The following is a 22689-nucleotide window of genomic DNA, read 5'->3' as shown; positions in this document are numbered from 1 at the left end:
TTTGTTTGTAAGAATTTTATGCGTTTTAGGCTTGAGCAGTCGGCCCACCAAACCCCATAGGAAAAGGTGGTTCTTCCTGGGTTTTAATCCGGCCGTTTACGGCTTCGAATTTTTGAATATTATCTTCTAAAGCTGATAATAAACGTTTTGCGTGTTCTGGCGTTAAAATAATCCTCGATTTTACCTTTGCTTTTGGTATTCCGGGCATTACACGAATAAAATCCAATACAAATTCAGTATTTGAATGGGTAATAATAGCCAGGTTAGAAAAAATTCCTTCAGCAATTTCTTCAGATAACTCTATATTTAATTGGTTCTCGTTTTGTTGTTCTTCCATAATAGTTCAAAAATAAAAAAATCCGCTGCTTAATGGCGGAATTTAAGATATAATGTTTGAAATAAAATCTATAAACTTGAATCGTTAATTCAATTAACAATCTGGATCTCCCGGTATTTTGACAAGTTTTACCCTACTTACTGATTTGGAGTACTCTTTTTCAATTACTCTACGTGCAAAGCATCTGTTGGTAGCTTATAGCTAGTTTATGAACGCTGCCTGAATTTATTGCTATGAATGGATGGTGAATACACTATACAAGATTTGGTATAATGTGATATTGATAAGGATGATCTTAATCAATGGCAACAAAAATCAAGAAATTGTCTTTATGATACAGTTTTCTAATAATTTAATAATGAATTTTAAATCAGATTACTATTTATTAATAAACATTAATATAAAACCAACAGTAACTGCAATTTGGCCAATCCAAAAAATAAACATCCATTTTATAATATCAGCTTTAGCATTAGCCAATGCTTCCTTTGTATTAGCTATGTCTTCCTTTGTGGCCAAGATTTCTTTTTTATTATCTAATTCAGTTCTTACTTCTTCTTTTACAAAAGAAACCAACTGCTCTGCTTCTCGTTCGCCTAGCTAGCTTTTAGGATCTGAAAAAGTTGAATTTCTGTAACACTCATGTGTTTATTTTTTACTAAAGTTACAAAATCTATTCCAAACAAAAAACTCCCTCAATATTGAGGGAGTTTTAAACAAATATCAAAAATATTAAGCTTCTACTTCTTCTTGTTTCGAAGCTAATAATTTATCGTATTCTTCCTGAGAACCAACGATGATTCTTTCGTAACCACGTACACCAGTACCTGAAGGGATTAAGTGACCAACGATCACGTTTTCTTTCAAGCCTAACATATTATCGCGTTTACCTGCAATTGCTGCCTCATTTAATACTTTCGTAGTTTCCTGGAACGAAGCCGCAGAAATGAACGATTTAGTACCTAATGATGCACGTGTAATACCTTGTAAGATAGAACTTGCAGTTGCTGGTCTTGCATCTCTAACCGTAATCTGTTTTAAATCTTTACGTTTCAATTGAGAATTTTCGTCTCTTAATCTACGTAATGAAACAATCTGACCTGGTTTGAAATCTGTAGAATCACCTGCGTCTTCAACAACTTTCTTGTCGTACATTGCATCGTTCTCATCGGCAAAATCCCAACGGTCAACAGCATTGTTTTCTAAGAAAATAGTATCACCTGGATCTTCAATGTGAACTTTCTGCATCATCTGGTGAACAATTACCTCGAAGTGCTTATCGTTAATTTTCACACCTTGTAAACGGTAAACCTCTTGAATACCATTTACTAAGTATTCTTGAACCGCTGCAGGGCCTTTAATTGATAAGATATCGGCAGGAGAGATTGAACCATCTGATAAAGGCATACCTGCTTTTACAAAGTCGTTATCCTGAACAAGGATGTGTTTCGACAATGGAACCAGGTATTTTTTAACTTCACCATCTTTCGATTCGATAGTGATTTCACGGTTACCACGTTTAACGCCACCTAAAGTTACCACACCATCAATCTCAGTTACTACAGCTGGGTTAGATGGGTTACGTGCTTCAAATAATTCCGTTACACGAGGTAAACCACCTGTAATATCCCGGGTTTTACCAGTTGCACGAGGAATCTTAGCGATAATCTGTCCAGTTTGGATTGTTTCACCTTCATCAACTGAAACGTGGGCACCTACCGGAATGTTATAACCTTTAATGAATTCACCTTTCTTATCAACGATCTGAACTGAAGGGTTTTTCGTTTTATCACGGGTATCGATAATTACTTTTTCACGGTGACCAGTTTGCTCATCTGATTCTTCACGGAAGGTTACACCTTCAATAATGGCATCAAACTGTGCTTTACCGGCAAATTCTGACAGAATAACCGCGTTGTATGGATCCCATGAACAGATTTTATCACCTTTAGAAAGTTTATCACCTTCTTTTACGAACAAGAATGCACCGTAAGGAATGTTGTTGGTTACAATGATACGTCCGGTTCCAGGTTCAACGATTTTGAACTCACCTGAACGACCTAATACCACCTGAACTGTTCCTTCTTCTGTTTGTGTATCAACAGTACGGATATTTTCGAATTCGATTACACCATCAAACTTAGCTACGATGTTAGATTCTGCAGCAATGTTTGATGCAGTACCACCCACGTGGAAAGTACGAAGTGTTAACTGTGTACCCGGCTCACCGATAGACTGTGCTGCAATTACACCAACTGCCTCACCTCTCTGAACACGTTTACCAGACGCTAAGTTACGTCCATAACATAATGCACAAACACCACGTTTAGATTCGCAAGTTAATACTGAACGGATCTCGATACCCTCTAGTGGAGATTCTTCGATCAATTTAGCAACATCTTCGTTAATATCTTCGCCAGCACCTACCAATAAAGTGTTATCCAATGGATTGTACACATCATGTAGTGAAGTACGGCCTAAAATCCTGTCGTATAATGGCTCAACGATATCTTCCTGATCTTTTAAAGCGGTCGTATACATACCTCTTAAAGTACCACAATCGTTATCGTTAACAATCATATCCTGCGCCACATCATGTAAACGACGGGTTAAGTAACCCGCATCAGCCGTTTTTAACGCCGTATCCGCCAAACCTTTACGTGCACCGTGAGTAGAGATAAAGTACTCTAATACAGATAAACCTTCCTTAAAGTTTGATAAGATCGGGTTTTCGATAATATCACCACCTGAACCTGATTTCTGAGGTTTCGCCATCAAACCACGCATTCCGCAAAGCTGACGAATCTGCTCTTTAGATCCACGTGCACCTGAATCAAGCATCATGTAAACCGAGTTAAAACCTTGGTTATCTGACGATAACTGAGTCATAACGAATGTAGTTAACCTGTTGTTGATACGGGTCCAGATATCGATAATCTGGTTGTAACGCTCGTTGTTGGTAATGAAACCCATGTTATAGTTGTTTCTTACCTCTTCAACCTCAGCTGCTGCCTGTTCTAATAAAGTATGTTTTTCTACCGGAATGTTTACGTCTTGTAAGTTGAACGATAAACCTCCCTGGAATGCCATTTTGAAACCTAATTCTTTGATATCATCTAAGAATTGAGAAGCACGCGCCATACCAGTCATTTTCACTACTTCACCAATAATATCTCTTAAAGATTTTTTGGTTAATAGTTCATTGATATAACCAACTTCTTCAGGAACCATCTGGTTGAACAATACTCTACCTACAGTAGTTTCAGTTAATTTATTAACGATAGAACCGTCGGCTTGTTTAACATTTACCCTTACTTTGATAAATGCGTGCAAGTCTAATTCTTTCTCGTTATAAGCAATAATAACTTCTTCCGGAGAATAGAAATTCGAATCCTGTCCTTTTACAACTCTGGTTTCATCTGTTCTACGGCCTTTAGTAATATAATAAAGACCCAAAACCATATCCTGAGAAGGTACAGTAATTGGTGTACCGTTTGCAGGGTTTAAGATATTGTGTGCGGCCAACATTAATACCTGGGCTTCCAAAATTGCTGCGTTACCTAACGGTAAGTGGACAGCCATCTGGTCACCATCAAAATCGGCGTTGAATGCAGTACAAACTAATGGGTGTAACTGGATTGCTTTTCCTTCAATTAATTTTGGCTGGAAAGCCTGAATACCTAGTCTGTGTAGTGTTGGTGCACGGTTTAATAATACCGGGTGACCTTTTAATACATTTTCTAAGATATCCCAAACTAACGGATCTTTTCTATCAACGATTTTCTTAGCAGACTTAACTGTTTTTACAACACCACGCTCAATCATCTTACGAATAATGAACGGTTTGTAAAGCTCAGCAGCCATATCTTTAGGAATACCGCATTCGTGTAATTTAAGGCTAGGCCCTACAACAATTACCGAACGGGCTGAATAATCCACACGTTTACCCAATAAATTCTGACGGAAACGGCCTTGTTTACCTTTCAGGATATCTGAAAGTGATTTCAAAGCACGGTTACCTTCAGTTTTTACCGCGTTAACTTTACGTGAGTTATCGAATAACGAATCTACAGCTTCCTGCAACATACGTTTCTCGTTACGTAAAATTACCTCTGGTGCTTTAATCTCGATCAAACGTTTTAAACGGTTGTTACGGATAATTACACGACGGTATAAATCATTTAAATCGGAAGTGGCGAAACGACCACCTTCTAATGGCACTAACGGACGTAATTCTGGTGGAATAACCGGAACGATTTTAACAATCATCCACTCAGGGCGATTCTCGATACGCGTATTAGCTCCACGGAAAGCTTCAACAACCTGAAGACGTTTTAAAGCCTCATTTTTACGTTGCTGAGAAGTTTCGTTAGCTGCCTGGTGACGTAAATCATAAGATAAAGTATCTAAATCAATACGTTTTAATAAATCTTCTAATGCTTCAGCACCCATTTTGGCGATGAATTTATTAGGATCTTTATCGTCTAAGTATTGGTTTTCTTTAGGTAATTTATCTAAGATATCTAAATATTCTTCTTCCGTTAAGAAGTCCATATAGTTGATACCTTCTTCAGCCATTAAACCTGACTGAATAACTACGTAACGCTCGTAATAGATAATTAAATCTAATTTTTTAGTAGGTAAACCTAATAAATAACCGATTTTGTTTGGTAAAGAGCGGAAGTACCAGATGTGTGCAACAGGAACCACTAAAGCAATGTGTCCCATACGCTCACGACGTACTTTTTTCTCCGTTACTTCAACACCACAACGATCGCAAACAATACCTTTATAACGGATACGTTTGTATTTACCGCAATGACATTCGTAATCTTTTACCGGACCAAAAATACGCTCACAGAACAAACCATCACGCTCAGGTTTGTAAGTACGGTAGTTAATGGTTTCTGGTTTCAACACCTCACCGCTTGAACGTTCCAGAATAATTTCCGGAGACGATAAGCTAATCGTGATTGATGTGAAATTGCTTTTTAATTTATTATCCTTTTTGTAAGACATATCTCTTGTATAAGGTTAAAGGCGGAGGGTGGAAAGGTGGAAGGTCTGGGCATTTAAACCCTCAACCTTCTGCCTTTTTACCCTCTACCTTAGTTAATCTAACGTAATATCTAAACCTAATCCGCGTAACTCATGTACCAATACGTTGAACGATTCTGGTACACCTGGCGTTGGTAGGTTTTCACCTTTAACAATGGCTTCGTAAGTTTTCGCTCTTCCGATTACATCATCCGATTTAACGGTTAAGATCTCCTGAAGAATATTAGCTGCACCAAATGCCTCTAATGCCCAAACCTCCATCTCACCAAAACGCTGACCACCGAACTGGGCTTTACCACCCAATGGTTGTTGTGTAATTAATGAATATGGTCCGATTGAACGGGCGTGCATCTTATCATCAACCATGTGACCTAATTTCAACATGTAGATAATACCTACAGTTGTAGTCTGATCGAAACGCTCACCTGTTAAACCATTGTATAAGTAGGTTTTTCCTGAAGCAGGAACTCCTGCTTTAGCGATCCATTCTTCTACCTCATCATGCGTAGCACCATCAAAAATCGGAGTTGCAAATTTAACACCTAATTCTTTACCGGCCCATGCCAATACGGTTTCGTAGATCTGACCAAGGTTCATACGTGAAGGTACACCCAGTGGGTTCAACACGATATCAACCGGACTACCATCAGCTAAGAAAGGCATATCTTCATCACGTACAATACGCGCTACAATACCTTTGTTACCGTGGCGACCCGCCATTTTATCACCTACTTTTAATTTACGTTTTTTAGCTACATAAACTTTTGCCATCTGTACGATTCCTGAAGGAAGCTCATCACCTACACTGATCGCGAATTTATCACGTTTGTAAGCACCAAGTTCCTCGTTAACACGGATACCGTAGTTGTGAAGCAACATTTTAATCATCTCGTTTTTATCATCATCAGTAGTCCATTTGTTAGGGCTAATGTGATTATAATCAAGCTCAGCTAAAATTTTCTGAGTAAATTTAGCGCCTTTAGCAACTAATAATTCTTTGTAAATGTTAAATACACCCTGAGATGTTTTTCCGTTTACGATAGTGAATAATTTGTCAACTAATTCTGCTTTTAATTTCTCAGTGATATTGTTATATCCTTTGTCTAATTTCTCAATTGCTGATTTTTCCTCAGCTTTTGTAGTTTTCTTAGCACGGCTGAATAATTTAGTATCAATTACCACACCCTGGATAGAAGGAGGAGTTTTTAAAGACGCATCTTTAACATCACCTGCTTTATCACCAAAAATTGCACGTAGTAATTTCTCTTCCGGTGAAGGATCAGATTCTCCTTTTGGCGTAATCTTACCAATTAAAATATCACCTTCTTTTACATCAGCACCAATACGGATAATACCATTTTCATCAAGGTCTTTAGTAGCCTCTTCAGAAACGTTCGGGATATCTGGTGTTAATTCCTCTTCTCCACGCTTAGTATCACGTACTTCTAATTCAAACTCTTCAATATGCAATGAAGTGAAAACGTCATCACGAACAATACGCTCGTTAATTACAATCGCATCCTCAAAGTTGAAACCTTGCCAAGGCATGAATGCCACTTTCAAGTTTCTACCTAGTGCCAATTCACCATTTTCAGTCGCATAACCTTCGCAAAGCACTTGTCCTTTAGTTACTTTCTGACCTTTCTTAACGATTGGTTTTAAGTTGATACAAGTATTCTGGTTGGTTTTTTTGAATTTAATTAAACGGTAAGTTTTGCTATCACCTTCAAACGAAACTAAACGATCATCTTCGTTACGCTCATATTTAATGGTGATTTCGTTAGCATCAACATACTCTACAACACCGTCACCTTCTGCGTTGATCAAAGTTCTTGAGTCACGTGCCACGCGACCTTCTAAACCTGTTCCTACAATTGGTGCTTCAGGACGTAACAATGGTACGGCCTGACGTTGCATGTTCGATCCCATCAAAGCCCTGTTCGCATCATCATGTTCCAGGAACGGAATTAACGAAGCAGCGATTGAAGTAATCTGGTTAGGCGCAACGTCCATTAAGTCTAATTTCTCAGGCTCAATAATCGGGAAGTCACCCTCATAACGCGCTTTAACACGCGGTGTGGTAAAGTTACCTTTATCATCATACTCTGCATTGGCCTGAGCGATGGTTTTACCATCTTCATCTTCAGCAGATAAATAAATAACGTCTGAATCTACAACTACTTTACCATCTTCAACACGTTTGTATGGTGTTTCAATGAAACCTAAATTATTGATTTTTGCATGCACACAAAGTGATGAAATCAAACCAATATTTGGTCCCTCCGGAGTTTCAATAGTACATAAACGACCATAGTGTGTATAGTGAACGTCACGTACCTCGAAACCGGCACGCTCACGTGATAAACCACCTGGACCTAAAGCCGATAAACGGCGTTTGTGCGTGATCTCTGCTAATGGATTCGTTTGATCCATGAACTGAGATAACTGGTTAGTACCAAAGAAAGAGTTGATTACCGATGATAACGTACGGGCATTAATCAAATCAGTTGGTGTAAACACCTCGTTATCACGAATGTTCATACGCTCACGGATTGTTCTGGCCATACGGGCTAAACCAACACCAAATTGTGCGTACAATTGCTCACCCACCGTACGTACACGACGGTTAGACAAGTGATCGATATCATCTACCTCTTCTTTTGAGTTGATCAGTTTGATCAGGTATTTCACAATTGCAATAATATCTGCTTTTGTTAATACTTTAACCTCATCAGGGGTATTCATTTTTAATTTACGGTTGATACGGTAACGACCAACATCTCCTAAATCGTAACGTTTATCTGAGAAGAATAAACGATCAATGATACCACGGGCTGTTTCCTCATCAGGTGGTTCTGCGTTACGCAAAGCACGATAGATGTTTTCTACAGCTTCTTTTTCTGAGTTTGATGTATCTTTCTGTAATGTATTATATATAATGGTATAATCAGCCTGACTTGCGCCATCTTCTTTTGACAAGATGATGCTTTTTACGCCAGCTTCGATAACCATATCAATGTGTTCGTCTTCTAAAACGGTTTCTCTTTCAAGAATCACTTCATTACGGTCGATAGAAACTACCTCACCAGTATCTTCATCAACAAAATCTTCAACCCATTTTTTTAATACCCTTGCAGCCAGTTTACGACCGATGTATTTCTTTAAACCAGATTTACTAACTTTTACTTCGTCAGCAAGATCGAAAAGTTCCAAGATATCTTTATCAGAATCGTAACCGATAGCACGTAATAAAGTGGTAACCGGGAATTTTTTCTTACGATCGATATAAGCATACATCACGTTATTAACGTCTGTAGCGAACTCGATCCATGAACCTTTGAAAGGAATTACACGGGCAGAATACAATTTGGTTCCGTTAGTGTGACGGCTTTGGCCGAAGAACACTCCTGGAGAACGGTGTAATTGCGAAACGATAACACGTTCTGCACCGTTAATAACAAACGTACCTTTTGGTGTCATATACGGGATAGTACCTAAGTACACATCCTGAATAATGGTTTCAAAATCTTCATGTTCTACATCATTACAAGAAAGCTTCAGCTTTGCTTTTAATGGAACATTGTAGGTTAATCCACGCTCAATACACTCGTGTATATCGTAACGTGGCGGATCAACAAAATAATCAAGAAACTCTAATACGAAGATATTTCTTGAATCTGTTATTGGAAAGTTTTCAGCAAACACTTTGAACAAACCTTCGCTTGAGCGATCGTCTGATGTGGTATCTATCTGGAAAAATTCTCTGAATGATTGCAATTGCACATCCAGAAAATCCGGATAGTCTATAATGTGCTTACTAGTTGCAAAATTTACTCTTTGTTCGACTGTCTTTGCCAATGGACTAAAAGATTTTAGTTTAAGAATAAACTATTTGTTTGGTTTCGTTCTAACCATGCTCATTAACCAAACAAAATGAGATGTTTATAAACAGGTAAAGACACCGACATTTTCAGTCGGTGTCTGATACATTTTTAGCTTAGCTAAGTTAAGTGATTACTTAATCTCAACTACTGCTCCAGCTTCTTCTAATTGTTTTTTAAGAGCTTCTGCTTCGTCTTTAGCAACACCAGCTTTTAATTCTTTTGGTGCTCCGTCTACTAAGTCTTTAGCTTCTTTCAAACCTAAACCAGTTAAGTCTTTAACAAGTTTTACAACTGCTAATTTCTGACCACCAGCTTCTTTTAAGATTACATCAAAAGATGTTTTTTCTGCAGCAGCAGCAGGTGCATCACCACCAGCAGCAGGACCAGCAACTACAGCAGCAGCTGCAGGCTCAATACCATACTCATCTTTTAAGATTTGAGCTAATTCATTAACTTCTTTTACTGTTAAGTTTACTAATTGCTCAGCAAACGCTTTTAAATCTGCCATTTTATTAAGATTTTAAAAATTTACGTGTGTAATAATTTTGTTTAATTTGCGAACTTAAGGTGTTCGTTAACCTTCTCTTTCCTGAAGAGTTTTAACAATTCCTGCAATTTTGTTACCGCCTGATTGAAGCGCAGATAGCACATTTTTAGCTGGTGACTGTAATAATCCAATGATATCGCCAATAAGCTCTTCTCTTGATTTTAAGCTTACTAAGTTATTCAATTGGTCATCGCCAACGTATACTGATGAATCTATAAATGCTGCTTTAAGCACAGGCTTATCAGAAGTTTTTCTCAAAGCTTTAATCAACTTAGCCGGAGCATTTGCTGTTTTTGAGAATAATAATGATGATGAACCTTTAAGCGCTTCGTATATCTCAGAAGCATCGCCATCTAAACCTTCAATCGCTTTGCGAATTAAAGAGTTCTTAGCAACCTTCATTACGATATCACCTTCGAAACATTTGCGGCGGATGTTATTGATCTGCTCTACAGAAAGGCTAGAGGTATCAGCAATGTAAAAATTGCCAAACTCTTGCATTTGTCCTTGTAGTTCTAAAACTACTTCGTTTTTTTCTTCTCTGTTCATGATTAGATCCCCGCTACTGATTTTGTTTCAATTGCAATCCCAGGACTCATTGTAGAAGACACGTGAATGCTCTTAAAATAAGTTCCTTTTGCAGCAGATGGTTTTAATTTAGAAATTACCTGAATGATTTCAAGTGCATTCTCATAAATTTTATCTGCTGGGAATGATACTTTTCCTATCGAGGCGTGTATGATACCCGTTTTGTCTACTTTAAAATCAATTTTACCTGCTTTAACCTCTGTTACAGCTTTACCAACTTCGTTGGTTACTGTGCCAGATTTTGGGTTAGGCATTAAGTTCCTTGGACCTAAAACACGGCCCAATTTACCTACCTTAGCCATACAAGCTGGTGTAGTGATAATAATGTCTACATCGGTCCAACCACCTTCAATTTTAGCAACATACTCGTCTAAACCTACGAAGTCTGCGCCAGCTGCTTTTGCTTCTTCTTCCTTGTCAGGAGTTACTAAAGCTAAAACACGTACAGTTTTACCTGTTCCGTGTGGTAAAGTAGCAATACCACGTACCATTTGATTGGCTTTACGCGGATCTACTCCTAAAGATACATCAATATCAACTGAAGCATCGAATTTAGTAGTAGTGATTTCTTTTACCAAAGCAGCAGCATCCTTCAAAGTATAAGCTTTACCAGCTTCTATTTTAGCATGTGCCTTTTTTTGATTTTTAGTTAATTTCGCCACTGTTGTAAACTGTTTTTTAATTAATTGTTCCAGGGTGCGTCACCAGAAACGGTGATTCCCATACTGCGTGCTGTTCCAGCAACCATACTCATTGCTGATTCGATTGTAAATGCATTTAAATCAGGCATTTTATCCTCAGCAATAACTTTAATCTGGTCCCAGGTCACCGACCCAACTTTCTTACGGTTAGGCTCAGCAGAACCACTCTGTAATTTAGTAGCATCTTTTAACTGGATAGCTACCGGAGGGGTTTTGATGATGAAATCGAATGACTTATCAGCATAAACAGTAATTACAACTGGCAATACTTTACCTGCTTTATCTTGGGTACGAGCGTTGTACTGTTTGCAAAACTCCATGATGTTCACCCCTTTAGCACCTAATGCAGGTCCTACTGGTGGCGATGGATTTGCCGCTCCGCCTTTGATCTGTAATTTGATCATTGCACTGACTTCTTTTGCCATTTTGTGTTTTTTGTTTATTTAAAACTCAATGTTAAATATTGGAAGCATGTAACATTTAATTCCTTATAGCTCCTATAAAGCTTAAAGGACTGCAAAGATATGGATAATCTTACATTACTGCAATAGATAAGAAGAAATATATTATTTCTCTTTGAAATAACTATTAAACAAATCACTCAACTCTAAAATAGCTTTCCTTCCTTTTCTGCCCGGACATTTTTCATTATAATAATCTGGTGCATAAAAAAACAGTTCCTTAATGTTATCTTTAGTGATAAGATGTAAATAAATTTGACCGCCGTCGGAGATAGCGTAACCGGGTTGTTTTAAATCACACCCTTCTCCGTCAATTTTATCATCACTAACGCTCCACATTTTTAATTTTGCGGATTTTGTCCAGAATTGTTTCAAACTATCTAAATTTAAATATTTTGGTTGAAAAAAAACATTTATATCAACGGGTATAAAATATATTAAATTTGCATTCTTCTTTAAAAAAGCCTCTCTAAATGCTCTTGGAATTTCTTTCAATTTAGGACCAAGTTTCGTGTTGCTTTTATAGGTATAGGTCGATATTGTATCACCAACTTTACTTAGAATTTGATATTCTATATGATATTGATTAGCAGATGAAATTATATAGGTACTATCTGCATGTTTTTGAAAAAATTTATGCATTGGGGTAATCCCTAAGTAGTTTTGAGCTTGGACATTTAAATAAGAAAAACAAAAAACAAATAAATAAACTATAAATCTCATATTAACTATTTTTTAGGGCACAAGGGCGTGCTGTTATCTGCGTATCCTGAATGGTGGGCATTTTCTAAACCTTTCATTGTAGAAAAATCTATTGTTTGATTTGTCCCCCCAATCTTAAATGAATCATTTTTATAACTATCCTGCCATAGGGAAGTACCTGGAACCCCTCACTAAGCCTATTCTTAACTCTTCAGGACATTATTAAGTCCTGATAGTATTAATAGATGCAATAAGCTAAATTGTCTTTTCACTTATTCCTAAGATTTCAAATCCTTTGTTTCTTTTTACTCTCAATAGAAAGTCGTGACCAGTTGATCTAAAAATTATCTCAACATATATTAATTCATCTTTCGATTTCAATTGTACAACTTCCGCTAAAGGCAAAGGCTTATAAATATCCATTTTACTTAAAATATCCTTCACCAGTGTACCTTCCGGTAGTACAACGCACTCTTTTCCATTAACCATTATTTTAACATCCTTATTAAATCCTTTAAGTCTAATAAGTGTTTTAAAATATAATACAGTGGTAGCTTTAGAACTAATACCGAATCTCTATTATCGAGGATCTTAGTTTCATTTCTATTGCATGATAAATAAAAAACAGTGTCATTAGCCAAAGACAAATATTTAATATGATTATTCTTCTCATTTCTTATAAAGTCTAATCCTATAATTATATGGTGCAACACCATCATTTTCTATTATTAAACCAAAAGCAGATTCTTCAAAACATCTCCATTCTGTACAATTTTAACAATTGAATAGTAGAAAATCCTCTGTAATACTTCCTGTATACATACAAATTATAATATTATTATAAAATTAATTAGAGATTATCACATGCGACACTTATGCACCAAAGAGGGGTTTATAAACATCAGCGTTTCTATTTTATCATTCATATTTGAAATAGGTTTTAAAGAAATTCTCAATTTTTATAATTGCCTGCCTACCTTTTCTACCTGGACATATTTCCTTTTCATAATATTGAGGAGCATAAAAACTCAACTCTTTAATACTTTTTTTTGTTATTAGCGTTAACTTTGTACTTGAAGCATCACGGATTTGCCTTTGTAAACTACCCTGATCAATAGGACAGCCAGCACCATCTACTTGATCATCGTTGATATTCCATGGTTTTAGCATAATAAGTTCTTGCCAGAATTTCCTAAGGCTATCAGCAGATAAATATTTGGCGGTAAAGTAAGAATTTATATCTACAGGAACCTGAGTATTTTGATATAGCCTATATCTCAAATTATGTGGAACCACAATTCTCTGATCAAAACTGGAAACAATTTTGTAAGTGTAAGCATTAATAGTATCTCCTTTTTTGCTTAACATGAAATACTCAGGATTAATTTCCCAGTTACTTTCATAGTTCATAATGATTGTACTATCCGCGTTAGCTTTTAAGTATTTATATATTGGCGTAGTATTATGTTTTTTCTGAGCAGAAATCATTGAACTCTGAAGCGTCAACATTAGAACAAATATTATTTGGTATTTCATCGGATTAGAAATTACTATTTACACTTTAGGCTTTGGGTTAACGGACTAGTACCTTCTTGTCCACGCTCAGCAGCGAGGGTATATGGCGTTCCGGAAGGTGCATGTTTTGCCGCCTGGGTGCCGGTTAACCCAATCCATCCGATCTTCTTAAAATAATCAGGATCAGCAGGATAACCTATCCCTTCAGCATCAGCATATTTTTTCACCATTTCTCCAATTGAAGTCGCGAAACTATTCGCCATCTGTTCATGTTGAATAGTTCCAAGCTGATCATTTAAGGGCATTCCGCTTTTGTCAAATAAAAGGTTATAACTAGCTACAAAATTAGCATCGTACCCAGTTTTTCCCTCGTTCATTAAACGGAGGTTCCAGTCGAAATAAGCATGTACATATTCGTGCATCATTGTAGCTGCAACAGCCAAATCCGTCATCTTATTTAGATGATCTGAATTAAACTTTATTTGAGTAAGAAGTCCCTGATTAGGGTCCGGATTTATTATCCAAACAGTTTCAGCCAAATGACTACTTGTTAGTTTACCCTCGGTAATTATTCCATTAAAATTAGAGCCCGTACTCAAATTCAATTTATTCAATACATTAGCAATTAAGCCTGCGCTTATACTGCTATTTTTCATACCCAATGCTTCTAATGCTGCTTTTATATCTTTTAAACATTGCCGGGCATTAGGATCTACATCAACTTTCTTTGAACTTGTAGTACCACCTCCTCCATACCCCCCATGCGTACCGGCATATCCTTCATTATCGCCATAATCCCCATCACAACTTCCTGGTAAATGAGCAAAACCAGATATATAAGGCGAGCACACCTCATATCCCTCTGCCCCCACACAAGATTGCCCCCATATTGGTATCTCTACTCCATCAGCACAGGGTGATTTTACTGCAACTAATTTATCTTTTAAGCTTAGGTTTAATTCTTTTGCATCCGCGCGTTGCAGCTTTATATTTAATAAAGATTGATTTAATAAATTTAGTTTGCCTGTACTTTTTGCAATTTGCCCGTTGGCGTAAAGCGAACCATTGCTAAAACTACCATCAGTATTAAAATAATACACTTTACCGTTTAAGTTGCCTACATTTTTATAATGTAAGCTTTCTGGTTTGTTCAGTTGTGCATTATTTACAATAGCCATATAACAACCGGCAACGATTGTATTTTTATCTGTGTTTTTAATTAAAACCAATCTGATGTTACTTTTTGATAAACCCAATCTGGGCTCATTGGCATCATTGGGACTATCTCCAATAAAAATTCTATTTGGATTATTTAAGCCTACCTCAATAATGGTCTGGTTATCCTGAGTAGTAGTATAAATATCATCCCAGTTGGGGGCCATTGTGGTAAAAGGATTGGTATCTACCCTTTTTAAATTGAACTGTACCCATGCTTTCGCACTTTTTAAATCAGTATCGTTTAAGCTTACCTGATTAACACCATCCTTTTTACATCCCTGTATCAAGAGAAATGAAATGCATAATAATGAGAGTGAAATCTTAAATAGATTTCCGTTAAATAGATTCTTTTCCACTGTTATTGATATTAATAATTACCATAAAAAGAATATTTTATAGTAAAATAATTTAAAGCCAATATACCAATAAATCTAAAACTACAAACAAATAATACAAAAGGTATCTAAAAAATAAAGGCATAAAAAAAAAACCGAATTGATCGGGCCTTTCAAATATTTTAAATAATTTTCTTACTCTTTTTCTACTTGCATGCAGTTAAGCTCAAGTGGTGTTTTAAGACCAAAGATTTTAACCATTACTTTCAATTTTTTCTCCTCTTCGTTTACCTCCTCGATAATACCTGAGAAACCATTGAAAGGTCAGTCCATTACTTTGATACCTTTCAGGGTTAATTGATATGCCTGATAAAGCCAAAAACAATTGGTTGGTGCAAAACAATAGGCTTAGACGAGTTTATTATTGGATATAGTTTTTCAACTTGTCTGAGCAAACCAAAACCATAGTCCAACATTCCATCCTCACTGTTATAGTGGTACAAGGTTAAAACAACTATTCTATTTGCATATTCCTTAAAAGGGATGGTTATGGATTTGAACAACTTTACTTTTCGGTCGTCTAACATAAAAATGTCACGAACCACAGAATCGATTTTATCAGAAAAGTAAAGCGTATCTATTAAGCCCTTATCATTAAATGAAATACCCATGCTATAAATATAGGCTTGATTTTTTTGGGCATCAAAAAGTCTATCGGATGTGCTTTTAAACAAATAATGTTCTATTACCTTCTCGAATGATGGCTTTTTCTCTTGAGCCTGGCAGATGGAAAAGCTAAGACTTAAAAGTATGAGTATATTTCTTCGCATATTGATTTTGATTAAGGTGTGCAATACGTTCCTAATTTATTTGATACAGTCTTAGATTTGCGACGATTGTTAATATCTACAATTTGAGTACGTTGATTGGCAGTTAGGTTAGAAGTATAAAGCGTCATGTTTGTAAGCCTCCCCAATTGTTGTAAACGGATTGGTATCTACCCTTTTTAAATTCAACTGTACCCAGATTTTCGCACTTTTAAATTGGTATCGTTTAAGCTTACCTGATTAACATCATCCTTTTTACCCCCCTGTATCAAGAGAAATGAAATGCATAATAATGAGAGTGAAATCTTAAATAGATTTTCGTTAAATAGATTCTTTTCCATTGTTATTTACATTAATAGTTACCATAAAAAGAATATTTTATAGTAAAATAATTTAAGCCAATATACCACAAATCCAAAGCTACAAACAAATAATACAAAAATGTCTCTAAAAAATAAAGGCATAAAAAAACCCCGAATTGATCGGGGCTTTCAAATATTTTAAATAATTTTTTACTCTTTTTCTACCTGCATGTAGTTAAGCTCAAGCGGTGTTTTACGCCCAAAGATTTTAACCATAACTTTTAGTTTCTTCTTCTCTTCGTTTACCTCTTCGATAATACCTGAGAAACCGTTGAAAGGTCCGTCCATCACTTTGATGCCTTCGCCAACATAATAAGGCACATTCATGGTTTCGCCTTGTTCGCTCATTTCATCAACCACACCTAAAATACGGTTCACTTCTGCCTGGCGCATTGGAATAGGGTTACCGGCTTTATCACCTAAGAAACCAATAACACTGTTAATTCCTTTAATAATATGCTCTAGCTCACCATCAAGCGTAGCTTCGATTAAAACATAACCTGGATAAAAGTTACGCTCTTTAGCAATTTTTTTACCATCTTTCATTTGGTAATATTTTTCCATTGGTATTAAAACCTGAGGAACCAAATGAGAGAAACCTAAACGGCTGATCTCAGCATCAATGTACTGTTTTACTTTCTTTTCTTTACCGCTAACAGCCCTTACAACGTACCACTTTAGATCGCTCATTAGTAAATATTAATTAGAAAGTGATTTATAAAAAGTATCTAACACAAATGTCGATCCCTTATCCATTGCAAAAATAACCAATGCAATAATTAAAGAAGCCACTAATACAAGAATTGCCGAACTTTGCAGTTCGCCCCAGGTAGGCCATGTAACCTTCTGGGTCATTTCATCGTACGATTCTTTTATAAACTCAACTACTTTAGCCATATTTAATTTATTGAATGACTGAATGAGTAAATGAGTGAATGATAATATCCGAAAGTAAACTTTCAAATTCAATCCTTCACTCATTCAATTACTCAACCACTGTTTTGAGCACGGGAACAAGGATTCGAACCCTGATCAAAGGTTTTGGAGACCTCTATTCTACCGTTGAACTATTCCCGTATTTAGAAAGCAAAGTGTTTAAGTGTACCCAAACACTTCGCTTTTCTTATTTTTACTTAATCCCGGTAAACCGGGATTTAAGATTTATTTTAAAATTTCAGTTACCTGACCAGCACCTACTGTTCTACCACCTTCACGGATAGCGAAACGTAGACCTTTTTCCATTGCAATAGCGTTGATCAACTTTACAGTGATTGTAACGTTATCACCTGGCATTACCATCTCAGTACCTTCAGCTAGTGAAATTTCACCAGTAACGTCTGTAGTACGGAAATAGAATTGAGGACGGTATTTGTTGAAGAATGGAGTGTGACGACCACCTTCAGCTTTTGATAATACATAGATCTCAGCTTTGAAATCAGTGTGAGGAGTTACTGAACCTGGTTTACAGATTACCATACCACGACGGATATCAGTTTTCTCAATACCACGTAACAATAAACCTACGTTATCACCAGCTTCACCGTAATCTAAGATTTTACGGAACATCTCAACACCAGTTACTGTAGATTTTAAGTTCTCAGCACCCATACCTAAGATCTCAACCGGATCTCCAGAGTTGATTACACCACGCTCAATACGACCAGTTGCTACAGTACCACGACCAGTGATCGAGAATACATCTTCAACAGGCATTAAGAATGGAAGATCAGTTAAACGTGGAGGAATTGGAATGTAGCTATCAACAGCATCCATTAATTCCATAATTTTACCAACCCATTTAGGATCGCCGTTTAATCCACCTAATGCAGAACCTTGGATTACAGGAATATCATCACCTGGGAATTCATAGAATGATAATAATTCACGAACTTCCATTTCTACTAATTCTAATAATTCAGGATCATCAACCATATCCACTTTATTCATGAATACAACTAATGAAGGCACACCAACCTGACGAGCTAATAAGATGTGCTCACGAGTTTGTGGCATTGGACCATCAGTAGCAGCAACAACGATAATTGCACCGTCCATCTGAGCAGCACCAGTAACCATGTTTTTCACGTAATCCGCGTGACCTGGACAGTCAACGTGTGCATAGTGACGGTTAGCTGTTGAATACTCAACGTGAGCTGTATTGATTGTAATACCTCTTTCTTTTTCCTCTGGAGCAGAGTCAATTGAATCGAATGAACGTGCCTCAGTTAAACCAGCATCAGCCAAAACTTTTGTAATAGCTGCTGTTAAAGTTGTTTTACCGTGATCGACGTGACCGATTGTACCGATGTTTAAGTGCGGTTTACTGCGGTCAAATTTTTCTTTTGCCATTTTATTTATAACTAATTAGTAGGTTAACTTTTTATTATTTTTTATTTATTGTTATTTCAACACAAAAAACCTTGTCTACTCTGCTTATTAAACAGATTTAACAAAGCTTTATTATACCTGAGCCAACTATGGGAATTGAACCCACGACCTCTTCCTTACCAAGGAAGTGCTCTACCGCTGAGCTAAGTCGGCTTTTTAGTTTCCAGTTCCAGCTTTTAGTTTTAACTATATTAAAACTGTTACCAACAACTGCCCACTTTCTAATTTTTATTGGAGCGGAAGACGAGGTTCGAACTCGCGACCTATAGCTTGGAAGGCTATCGCTCTACCAACTGAGCTACTTCCGCTTTTAAAAACCAGTGATTGATTGAATGAAAGAATGAGAGAATTACTCTATCATTAAAACATTTGGCCATTCATTTAAAGTGTGGGGAGAGAAGGATTCGAACCTTCGAAATCTTGCGATAACAGAGTTACAGTCTGTCCCATTTGGCCGCTCTGGAATCTCCCCATTTTTTACTTTAAAATGCTAACACTTTAAAATAAAAAGAGCCTCCTATCGGAATCGAACCAATGACCTACTGATTACAAGTCAGTTGCTCTACCAGCTGAGCTAAGGAGGCTTTAAATTTTCTGCAATGATACGAAAAATCTTCATTTTTCATACTATTAACGTGTTTTTTAAAACTTTTATCTTTTTAAAGAACAACCCTTTTCTTCCTGATCTAACACCGTTTCCGAAAGGGAATGCAAATATACACACTTATATTTCAGTTCAAAATAAATTTGAAAAAAATAATGAAGTTATTTTTAGTTAGTGCTCATCATACACCTGAAGGAGCTTAATAATCAATCTCTTAAAATCGAATATTTTTTTTATGTTTATTGTCCTAATAAACATGATTACCACCTCTAATCACAATAATGAACAGAAAATAACAAATGCATGAATCTCAATAAAAGTTAAAATTTATATCTCGAAGTCTATTTTTTCACGGTGAATTGCTTAGAAAATTAAAATTGGTTTATAGAAATTGTACGAATAGCTTCCGATTTCTTTAAATTATTTGAAGAAACTAATATAAAAAAAGTCGTCATCTCGACTGAAGCGCAGCGAAACGGAGAGATCTAAATAAAAAGTATTCTAAAGATAGATCTCCCGGCTACGTTACACTCCGCCCGAGATGACGCCGCCGAAGGGAATTATCTTTCAATTTTCATCGATTGACGGTAACCTGGGAAGTTATCACCAAAACAAAAAGGCGGTACATTTAACTGTACCGCCCCTTTGCATTATATTTTTGTGCTTTACTAATAATCAACGGCTTCGCTCTCACTTAAAATTGCTTTATGCTCACTTAATTTTGCACGTGTTTTATCTTTATGTTTTGTAATCTGCTTTCTTAACGATTCGATTGCCAGATCTGTGGCTTCTTCAAATGATTTACATTGTTCTTTAGCGAAGAGGGTACCTCCTGGTACAATCAGTTTTATCTCACTAATTTTATTAGCCTCGTCCTCTACGTTCTCTAACTTTAAATACACTTCTCCGCTAATGATCTGGTCAAAAAACTGATCAAGCTTGTTTGCTTTCTTCTGTATAAAATCTAACAACTTACTGTCTGCACTGAAGTGGATTGATTGAACTCCGATTTTCATTTTTCCTCCTTTTTTTACGCCTTTGGATGGGCTTGTTTATAAATTGTTTTTAATCTTTCGATCGAATTGTGGGTGTAAACCTGGGTTGCTGCTAAACTGGCATGGCCCAAAAGTTCTTTAATCGCATTTAAATCTGCTCCTGCATTTAACAGGCTGGTGGCATAACTATGCCGCAACACGTGGGGACTTTTCTTTTCATTGGTTGATACATGGTTTAGGTATGAGGTAACAATACGGTATATTAATTTCGGATATGCCGCTGCACCTGTATTGGTAACGATTAATATAAGCAAATTGTTATTAAAGTTTTGCAACTTTTTTAGGTCAATGTAGGTATTTACCTGATTGATAAGCTGTTTATTCACAGGAATAATTCTTTCCTTACTCCTTTTACCCAGCACCCTTATCGTTCCTGAATAAATATCAATATCAGTCTCTTTTAATTGCAACAGTTCAGCTAAACGGATACCCGTTCCAAAAAGCAGTTCAATAACCAAATGATCGCGAACAGAAGGAAAACTTTCATCGAAATATTGCTGCGAATCCAGTAAATGATCCATTTTCTGTGCATCTATAAATACAGGCAGCCTTTTAGGTATTTTTGGCGCTTTGATTAAAACAGCAGGATTTTGATCAATCGCTCCGGTTCTATGTAAAAATTTATAAAAGCTTCGTATAGCAGATATTTTTCTGTTAATGGTATTTTCCGAATTTTCCGTTTCCATTAGCTCAACCAGGTAATTGCGCAGGTGAGCATGTTTAACTTCAGGGAAATCCAGTTCTAATGCCTTAGTAAATACTTCAAACTGATCTAAATCTACCTGATAAGAGGTAATGGTATGTGGAGAATAGCGCTTCTCGTGAGTTAAATAGGTGATAAAACTTTTTAGCAACATTCAATATCTTTTTGCGGGGCATTGATATGAAGTTACAAATAGTTTTGATATAAAGAAATCATTAACTAATCGTTTATTGAAATGTTTTGATTTCCTTTTAAAAAAGAAAAGTCCTCCCAATTTAACATCAGAAGGACTTTACTGTATTTATATCTTAAACAACTATGCAGTTGTATCCTGATTCATATTCTGAATGTAAACAGCATGTTTAATTTCAGTACGGCGGGCAACGGATTTTTTCTCGTATGCCTGGCGACTACGTAGTTCTCTCAATACACCAGTTTTTTCAAACTTTTTCTTGAAACGTTTAAGGGCTTTATCTAATGATTCGCCGTCTTTAATGTTGATAATGATCATAACGCTGAAATACCTCCTCTCGTGGTTTTTAAATTTTCCCGTGTTATCGGGGCTGCAAATGTAAGCAAAATATTGAAAACGAGAAAGATTTATAAAAAGAAATTTTATTTAAATCATTAGTTGAACTTATGTGTTGTTTAGCTACATTTATATATATAATCATATATGACAACAGGCAAAAAAGTAGGTTCAATTATCGCAGTTATAGTTGTTATCACATTAATCGCAATTTGTTACTACCGTTATTTCTTTGTTTTTGGTGAAGGTGTTAAAGCTGGGGAGTTAAACTATGTAGTAAAAAAAGGCTATATATTTAAAACATACGAGGGCAAATTAATTCAAAGCGGAATAAAATCCCGGCAAACAGGAACGCTGCAGAACAACGAATTCGAATTTTCTATCGCTAACCAGGAAATTGCTGAAAAAATGATGGCCAACAGTGGTAAGTTTTTCGAATTACACTACAAAGAATATAAACATTCCCTACCATGGCGGGGATTTAGCGTTTATGTGGTCGACAGCATTTTAACTTCGAAAGATATACCGCAATAAGCTCAGAGCGAAAAGTCCATAGATTAAAGCTCTGAGAAGATAGTTTAGGCACCAAACCTATTTGCTTTGGTCTTTAGTCTTTAAGCTTTTAACCTTTTTTAGGTACCTTCGCTCCTGCTTTTTTGGCTTCGGATAATCCGATAGCAATTGCCTGCTTTTTGGAAGTCACTTTTTTACCTGATCCGCTCTTAAGCTTACCTGCTTTCATTTCGTGCATGGTTTTTTCTACTTTCTCACCAGCTTTTTCTGAATACTTTGCCATATTTTTAGTTCATTAGTTAGTATCTCTAATCGATTAATTGTTTAAATCCGTTAATTGACGCCAACGCCAAACTCCCCAC

Annotated in this window: 21 protein-coding genes, 5 tRNA genes and 1 pseudogene; 2 read left to right on the top strand and 25 right to left on the bottom strand. The window is 36.3% G+C overall.

The window, feature by feature from the left end; translation table 11 throughout:
* Positions 1-25 precede the first annotated feature (25 nt).
* A complete protein-coding gene (locus tag FFJ24_RS02480; protein ID WP_029279713.1) occupies positions 26-337 on the bottom strand; it encodes a DUF3467 domain-containing protein in 312 nt (103 codons plus the stop codon).
* Between the two features lie 358 nt (positions 338-695).
* Between FFJ24_RS02480 and FFJ24_RS02475 the strand changes: the two genes are divergently transcribed.
* Complete coding sequence (locus FFJ24_RS02475; RefSeq protein ID WP_138820633.1) at positions 696-941, top strand: hypothetical protein; 246 nt, start codon at positions 696-698, stop codon at positions 939-941.
* Positions 942-1069: 128 nt separating this feature from the next.
* Here the strand turns inward: FFJ24_RS02475 and rpoC are convergent, their stop codons facing one another.
* The 23 genes and pseudogenes from rpoC to rpsU form a co-directional block, all read right to left on the bottom strand.
* Positions 1070-5356: a DNA-directed RNA polymerase subunit beta' gene (gene rpoC, locus FFJ24_RS02470; RefSeq protein ID WP_131030857.1), complete on the bottom strand. Its 4287-nt coding sequence runs from the start codon at positions 5354-5356 to the stop codon at positions 1070-1072.
* A gap of 93 nt (positions 5357-5449) precedes the next feature.
* Entirely contained in the window at positions 5450-9253 is a 3804-nt protein-coding gene (gene rpoB / locus FFJ24_RS02465) for a DNA-directed RNA polymerase subunit beta (protein ID WP_057932471.1), read from the bottom strand.
* Positions 9254-9409: 156 nt separating this feature from the next.
* Entirely contained in the window at positions 9410-9787 is a 378-nt protein-coding gene (rplL, locus tag FFJ24_RS02460) for a 50S ribosomal protein L7/L12 (RefSeq protein WP_010601097.1), read from the bottom strand.
* Positions 9788-9853: 66 nt separating this feature from the next.
* Positions 9854-10375 (bottom strand): 50S ribosomal protein L10, encoded by a 522-nt coding sequence (gene rplJ / locus FFJ24_RS02455; RefSeq protein ID WP_113948502.1) that lies wholly within the window; start codon positions 10373-10375, stop codon positions 9854-9856.
* Between the two features lie 2 nt (positions 10376-10377).
* On the bottom strand, positions 10378-11076 hold the full coding sequence (gene rplA, locus FFJ24_RS02450) for a 50S ribosomal protein L1 (protein ID WP_025143259.1): 699 nt from the start codon (positions 11074-11076) through the stop codon (positions 10378-10380).
* Positions 11077-11096: 20 nt separating this feature from the next.
* On the bottom strand, positions 11097-11540 hold the full coding sequence (rplK, locus tag FFJ24_RS02445) for a 50S ribosomal protein L11 (protein ID WP_010601094.1): 444 nt from the start codon (positions 11538-11540) through the stop codon (positions 11097-11099).
* Between the two features lie 141 nt (positions 11541-11681).
* Positions 11682-12299 carry a hypothetical protein gene (locus tag FFJ24_RS02440; RefSeq protein ID WP_138820632.1) on the bottom strand — a complete coding sequence of 206 codons (618 nt, stop codon included), beginning with the start codon at positions 12297-12299 and terminating at the stop codon, positions 11682-11684.
* Positions 12300-12533: 234 nt separating this feature from the next.
* Positions 12534-12767 (bottom strand): hypothetical protein, encoded by a 234-nt coding sequence (locus tag FFJ24_RS02435; protein ID WP_138820631.1) that lies wholly within the window; start codon positions 12765-12767, stop codon positions 12534-12536.
* Positions 12768-13196: 429 nt separating this feature from the next.
* Complete coding sequence (locus tag FFJ24_RS02430) at positions 13197-13814, bottom strand: hypothetical protein (protein ID WP_138820630.1); 618 nt, start codon at positions 13812-13814, stop codon at positions 13197-13199.
* Between the two features lie 14 nt (positions 13815-13828).
* Positions 13829-15367: a hypothetical protein gene (locus FFJ24_RS02425; protein ID WP_138820629.1), complete on the bottom strand. Its 1539-nt coding sequence runs from the start codon at positions 15365-15367 to the stop codon at positions 13829-13831.
* Between the two features lie 174 nt (positions 15368-15541).
* Positions 15542-15694 (bottom strand): annotated as a pseudogene (locus FFJ24_RS26420) (transcription termination/antitermination protein NusG); the annotation flags it as partial.
* A gap of 5 nt (positions 15695-15699) precedes the next feature.
* The gene (locus FFJ24_RS02415; protein WP_138820628.1) at positions 15700-16176 is read right to left on the bottom strand and encodes a hypothetical protein; all 477 of its coding nucleotides are present in this window, start codon (positions 16174-16176) and stop codon (positions 15700-15702) included.
* Positions 16177-16685: 509 nt separating this feature from the next.
* Positions 16686-17225, bottom strand: a complete 540-nt coding sequence (gene nusG / locus FFJ24_RS02410; protein ID WP_025143263.1) for a transcription termination/antitermination protein NusG — start codon at positions 17223-17225, stop codon at positions 16686-16688.
* A gap of 9 nt (positions 17226-17234) precedes the next feature.
* Positions 17235-17432, bottom strand: coding sequence for a preprotein translocase subunit SecE (gene secE / locus FFJ24_RS02405; RefSeq protein ID WP_029279332.1), 198 nt, complete (start codon positions 17430-17432; stop codon positions 17235-17237).
* 109 nt (positions 17433-17541) lie between these two features.
* Positions 17542-17612: transfer RNA gene (locus FFJ24_RS02400), tRNA-Trp, on the bottom strand.
* 84 nt (positions 17613-17696) lie between these two features.
* The gene (gene tuf, locus FFJ24_RS02395) at positions 17697-18884 is read right to left on the bottom strand and encodes an elongation factor Tu (RefSeq protein ID WP_086545150.1); all 1188 of its coding nucleotides are present in this window, start codon (positions 18882-18884) and stop codon (positions 17697-17699) included.
* Between the two features lie 120 nt (positions 18885-19004).
* A tRNA-Thr gene (locus tag FFJ24_RS02390) sits at positions 19005-19076 on the bottom strand.
* Positions 19077-19155: 79 nt separating this feature from the next.
* Positions 19156-19231: transfer RNA gene (locus FFJ24_RS02385), tRNA-Gly, on the bottom strand.
* An 81-nt stretch (positions 19232-19312) separates the two neighbouring features.
* Positions 19313-19395 (bottom strand) — tRNA-Tyr (locus tag FFJ24_RS02380).
* Positions 19396-19434: 39 nt separating this feature from the next.
* Positions 19435-19507: transfer RNA gene (locus tag FFJ24_RS02375), tRNA-Thr, on the bottom strand.
* A gap of 688 nt (positions 19508-20195) precedes the next feature.
* Positions 20196-20543, bottom strand: coding sequence for a ribosome hibernation-promoting factor, HPF/YfiA family (gene hpf / locus FFJ24_RS02370; protein ID WP_138820627.1), 348 nt, complete (start codon positions 20541-20543; stop codon positions 20196-20198).
* Between the two features lie 14 nt (positions 20544-20557).
* The gene (locus FFJ24_RS02365) at positions 20558-21439 is read right to left on the bottom strand and encodes a tyrosine-type recombinase/integrase (protein ID WP_138820626.1); all 882 of its coding nucleotides are present in this window, start codon (positions 21437-21439) and stop codon (positions 20558-20560) included.
* A gap of 162 nt (positions 21440-21601) precedes the next feature.
* Positions 21602-21796 carry a 30S ribosomal protein S21 gene (rpsU, locus tag FFJ24_RS02360; protein ID WP_086549247.1) on the bottom strand — a complete coding sequence of 65 codons (195 nt, stop codon included), beginning with the start codon at positions 21794-21796 and terminating at the stop codon, positions 21602-21604.
* 165 nt (positions 21797-21961) lie between these two features.
* Between rpsU and FFJ24_RS02355 the strand changes: the two genes are divergently transcribed.
* A complete protein-coding gene (locus FFJ24_RS02355; protein ID WP_138820625.1) occupies positions 21962-22348 on the top strand; it encodes a hypothetical protein in 387 nt (128 codons plus the stop codon).
* 88 nt (positions 22349-22436) lie between these two features.
* Here the strand turns inward: FFJ24_RS02355 and FFJ24_RS25945 are convergent, their stop codons facing one another.
* Complete coding sequence (locus FFJ24_RS25945) at positions 22437-22610, bottom strand: DUF6496 domain-containing protein (RefSeq protein WP_168202364.1); 174 nt, start codon at positions 22608-22610, stop codon at positions 22437-22439.
* Between the last annotated feature and the right edge of the window lie 79 nt (positions 22611-22689).

Source organism: Pedobacter sp. KBS0701, from assembly GCF_005938645.2.
GTDB lineage: Bacteria > Bacteroidota > Bacteroidia > Sphingobacteriales > Sphingobacteriaceae > Pedobacter.
Note: the sequence above shows the minus strand (reverse complement) of the source record. Positions and strands in the feature narration are given on the sequence as shown.

Bases quoted from the DNA above. Each gene is read 5' to 3' on its own strand.
- hpf (WP_138820627.1), bottom strand. From the start codon at position 20,543: ATGAAAATCGGAGTTCAATCAATCCACTTCAGTGCAGACAGTAAGTTG.
- FFJ24_RS02430 (WP_138820630.1), bottom strand. From the start codon at position 13,814: ATGAAATACCAAATAATATTTGTTCTAATGTTGACGCTTCAGAGTTCA.
- FFJ24_RS25945 (WP_168202364.1), bottom strand. From the start codon at position 22,610: ATGGCAAAGTATTCAGAAAAAGCTGGTGAGAAAGTAGAAAAAACCATG.
- rplL (WP_010601097.1), bottom strand. From the start codon at position 9,787: ATGGCAGATTTAAAAGCGTTTGCTGAGCAATTAGTAAACTTAACAGTA.
- rpsU (WP_086549247.1), bottom strand. From the start codon at position 21,796: ATGATCATTATCAACATTAAAGACGGCGAATCATTAGATAAAGCCCTT.
- nusG (WP_025143263.1), bottom strand. From the start codon at position 17,225: ATGAGCGATCTAAAGTGGTACGTTGTAAGGGCTGTTAGCGGTAAAGAA.
- rplJ (WP_113948502.1), bottom strand. From the start codon at position 10,375: ATGAACAGAGAAGAAAAAAACGAAGTAGTTTTAGAACTACAAGGACAA.
- FFJ24_RS02415 (WP_138820628.1), bottom strand. From the start codon at position 16,176: ATGCGAAGAAATATACTCATACTTTTAAGTCTTAGCTTTTCCATCTGC.
- FFJ24_RS02440 (WP_138820632.1), bottom strand. From the start codon at position 12,299: ATGAGATTTATAGTTTATTTATTTGTTTTTTGTTTTTCTTATTTAAAT.
- FFJ24_RS02480 (WP_029279713.1), bottom strand. From the start codon at position 337: ATGGAAGAACAACAAAACGAGAACCAATTAAATATAGAGTTATCTGAA.
- secE (WP_029279332.1), bottom strand. From the start codon at position 17,432: ATGGCTAAAGTAGTTGAGTTTATAAAAGAATCGTACGATGAAATGACC.
- FFJ24_RS02365 (WP_138820626.1), bottom strand. From the start codon at position 21,439: ATGTTGCTAAAAAGTTTTATCACCTATTTAACTCACGAGAAGCGCTAT.
- tuf (WP_086545150.1), bottom strand. From the start codon at position 18,884: ATGGCAAAAGAAAAATTTGACCGCAGTAAACCGCACTTAAACATCGGT.
- rplK (WP_010601094.1), bottom strand. From the start codon at position 11,540: ATGGCAAAAGAAGTCAGTGCAATGATCAAATTACAGATCAAAGGCGGA.
- FFJ24_RS02475 (WP_138820633.1), top strand. From the start codon at position 696: ATGAATTTTAAATCAGATTACTATTTATTAATAAACATTAATATAAAA.
- rpoC (WP_131030857.1), bottom strand. From the start codon at position 5,356: ATGTCTTACAAAAAGGATAATAAATTAAAAAGCAATTTCACATCAATC.
- FFJ24_RS02435 (WP_138820631.1), bottom strand. From the start codon at position 12,767: ATGGTTAATGGAAAAGAGTGCGTTGTACTACCGGAAGGTACACTGGTG.
- FFJ24_RS02355 (WP_138820625.1), top strand. From the start codon at position 21,962: ATGACAACAGGCAAAAAAGTAGGTTCAATTATCGCAGTTATAGTTGTT.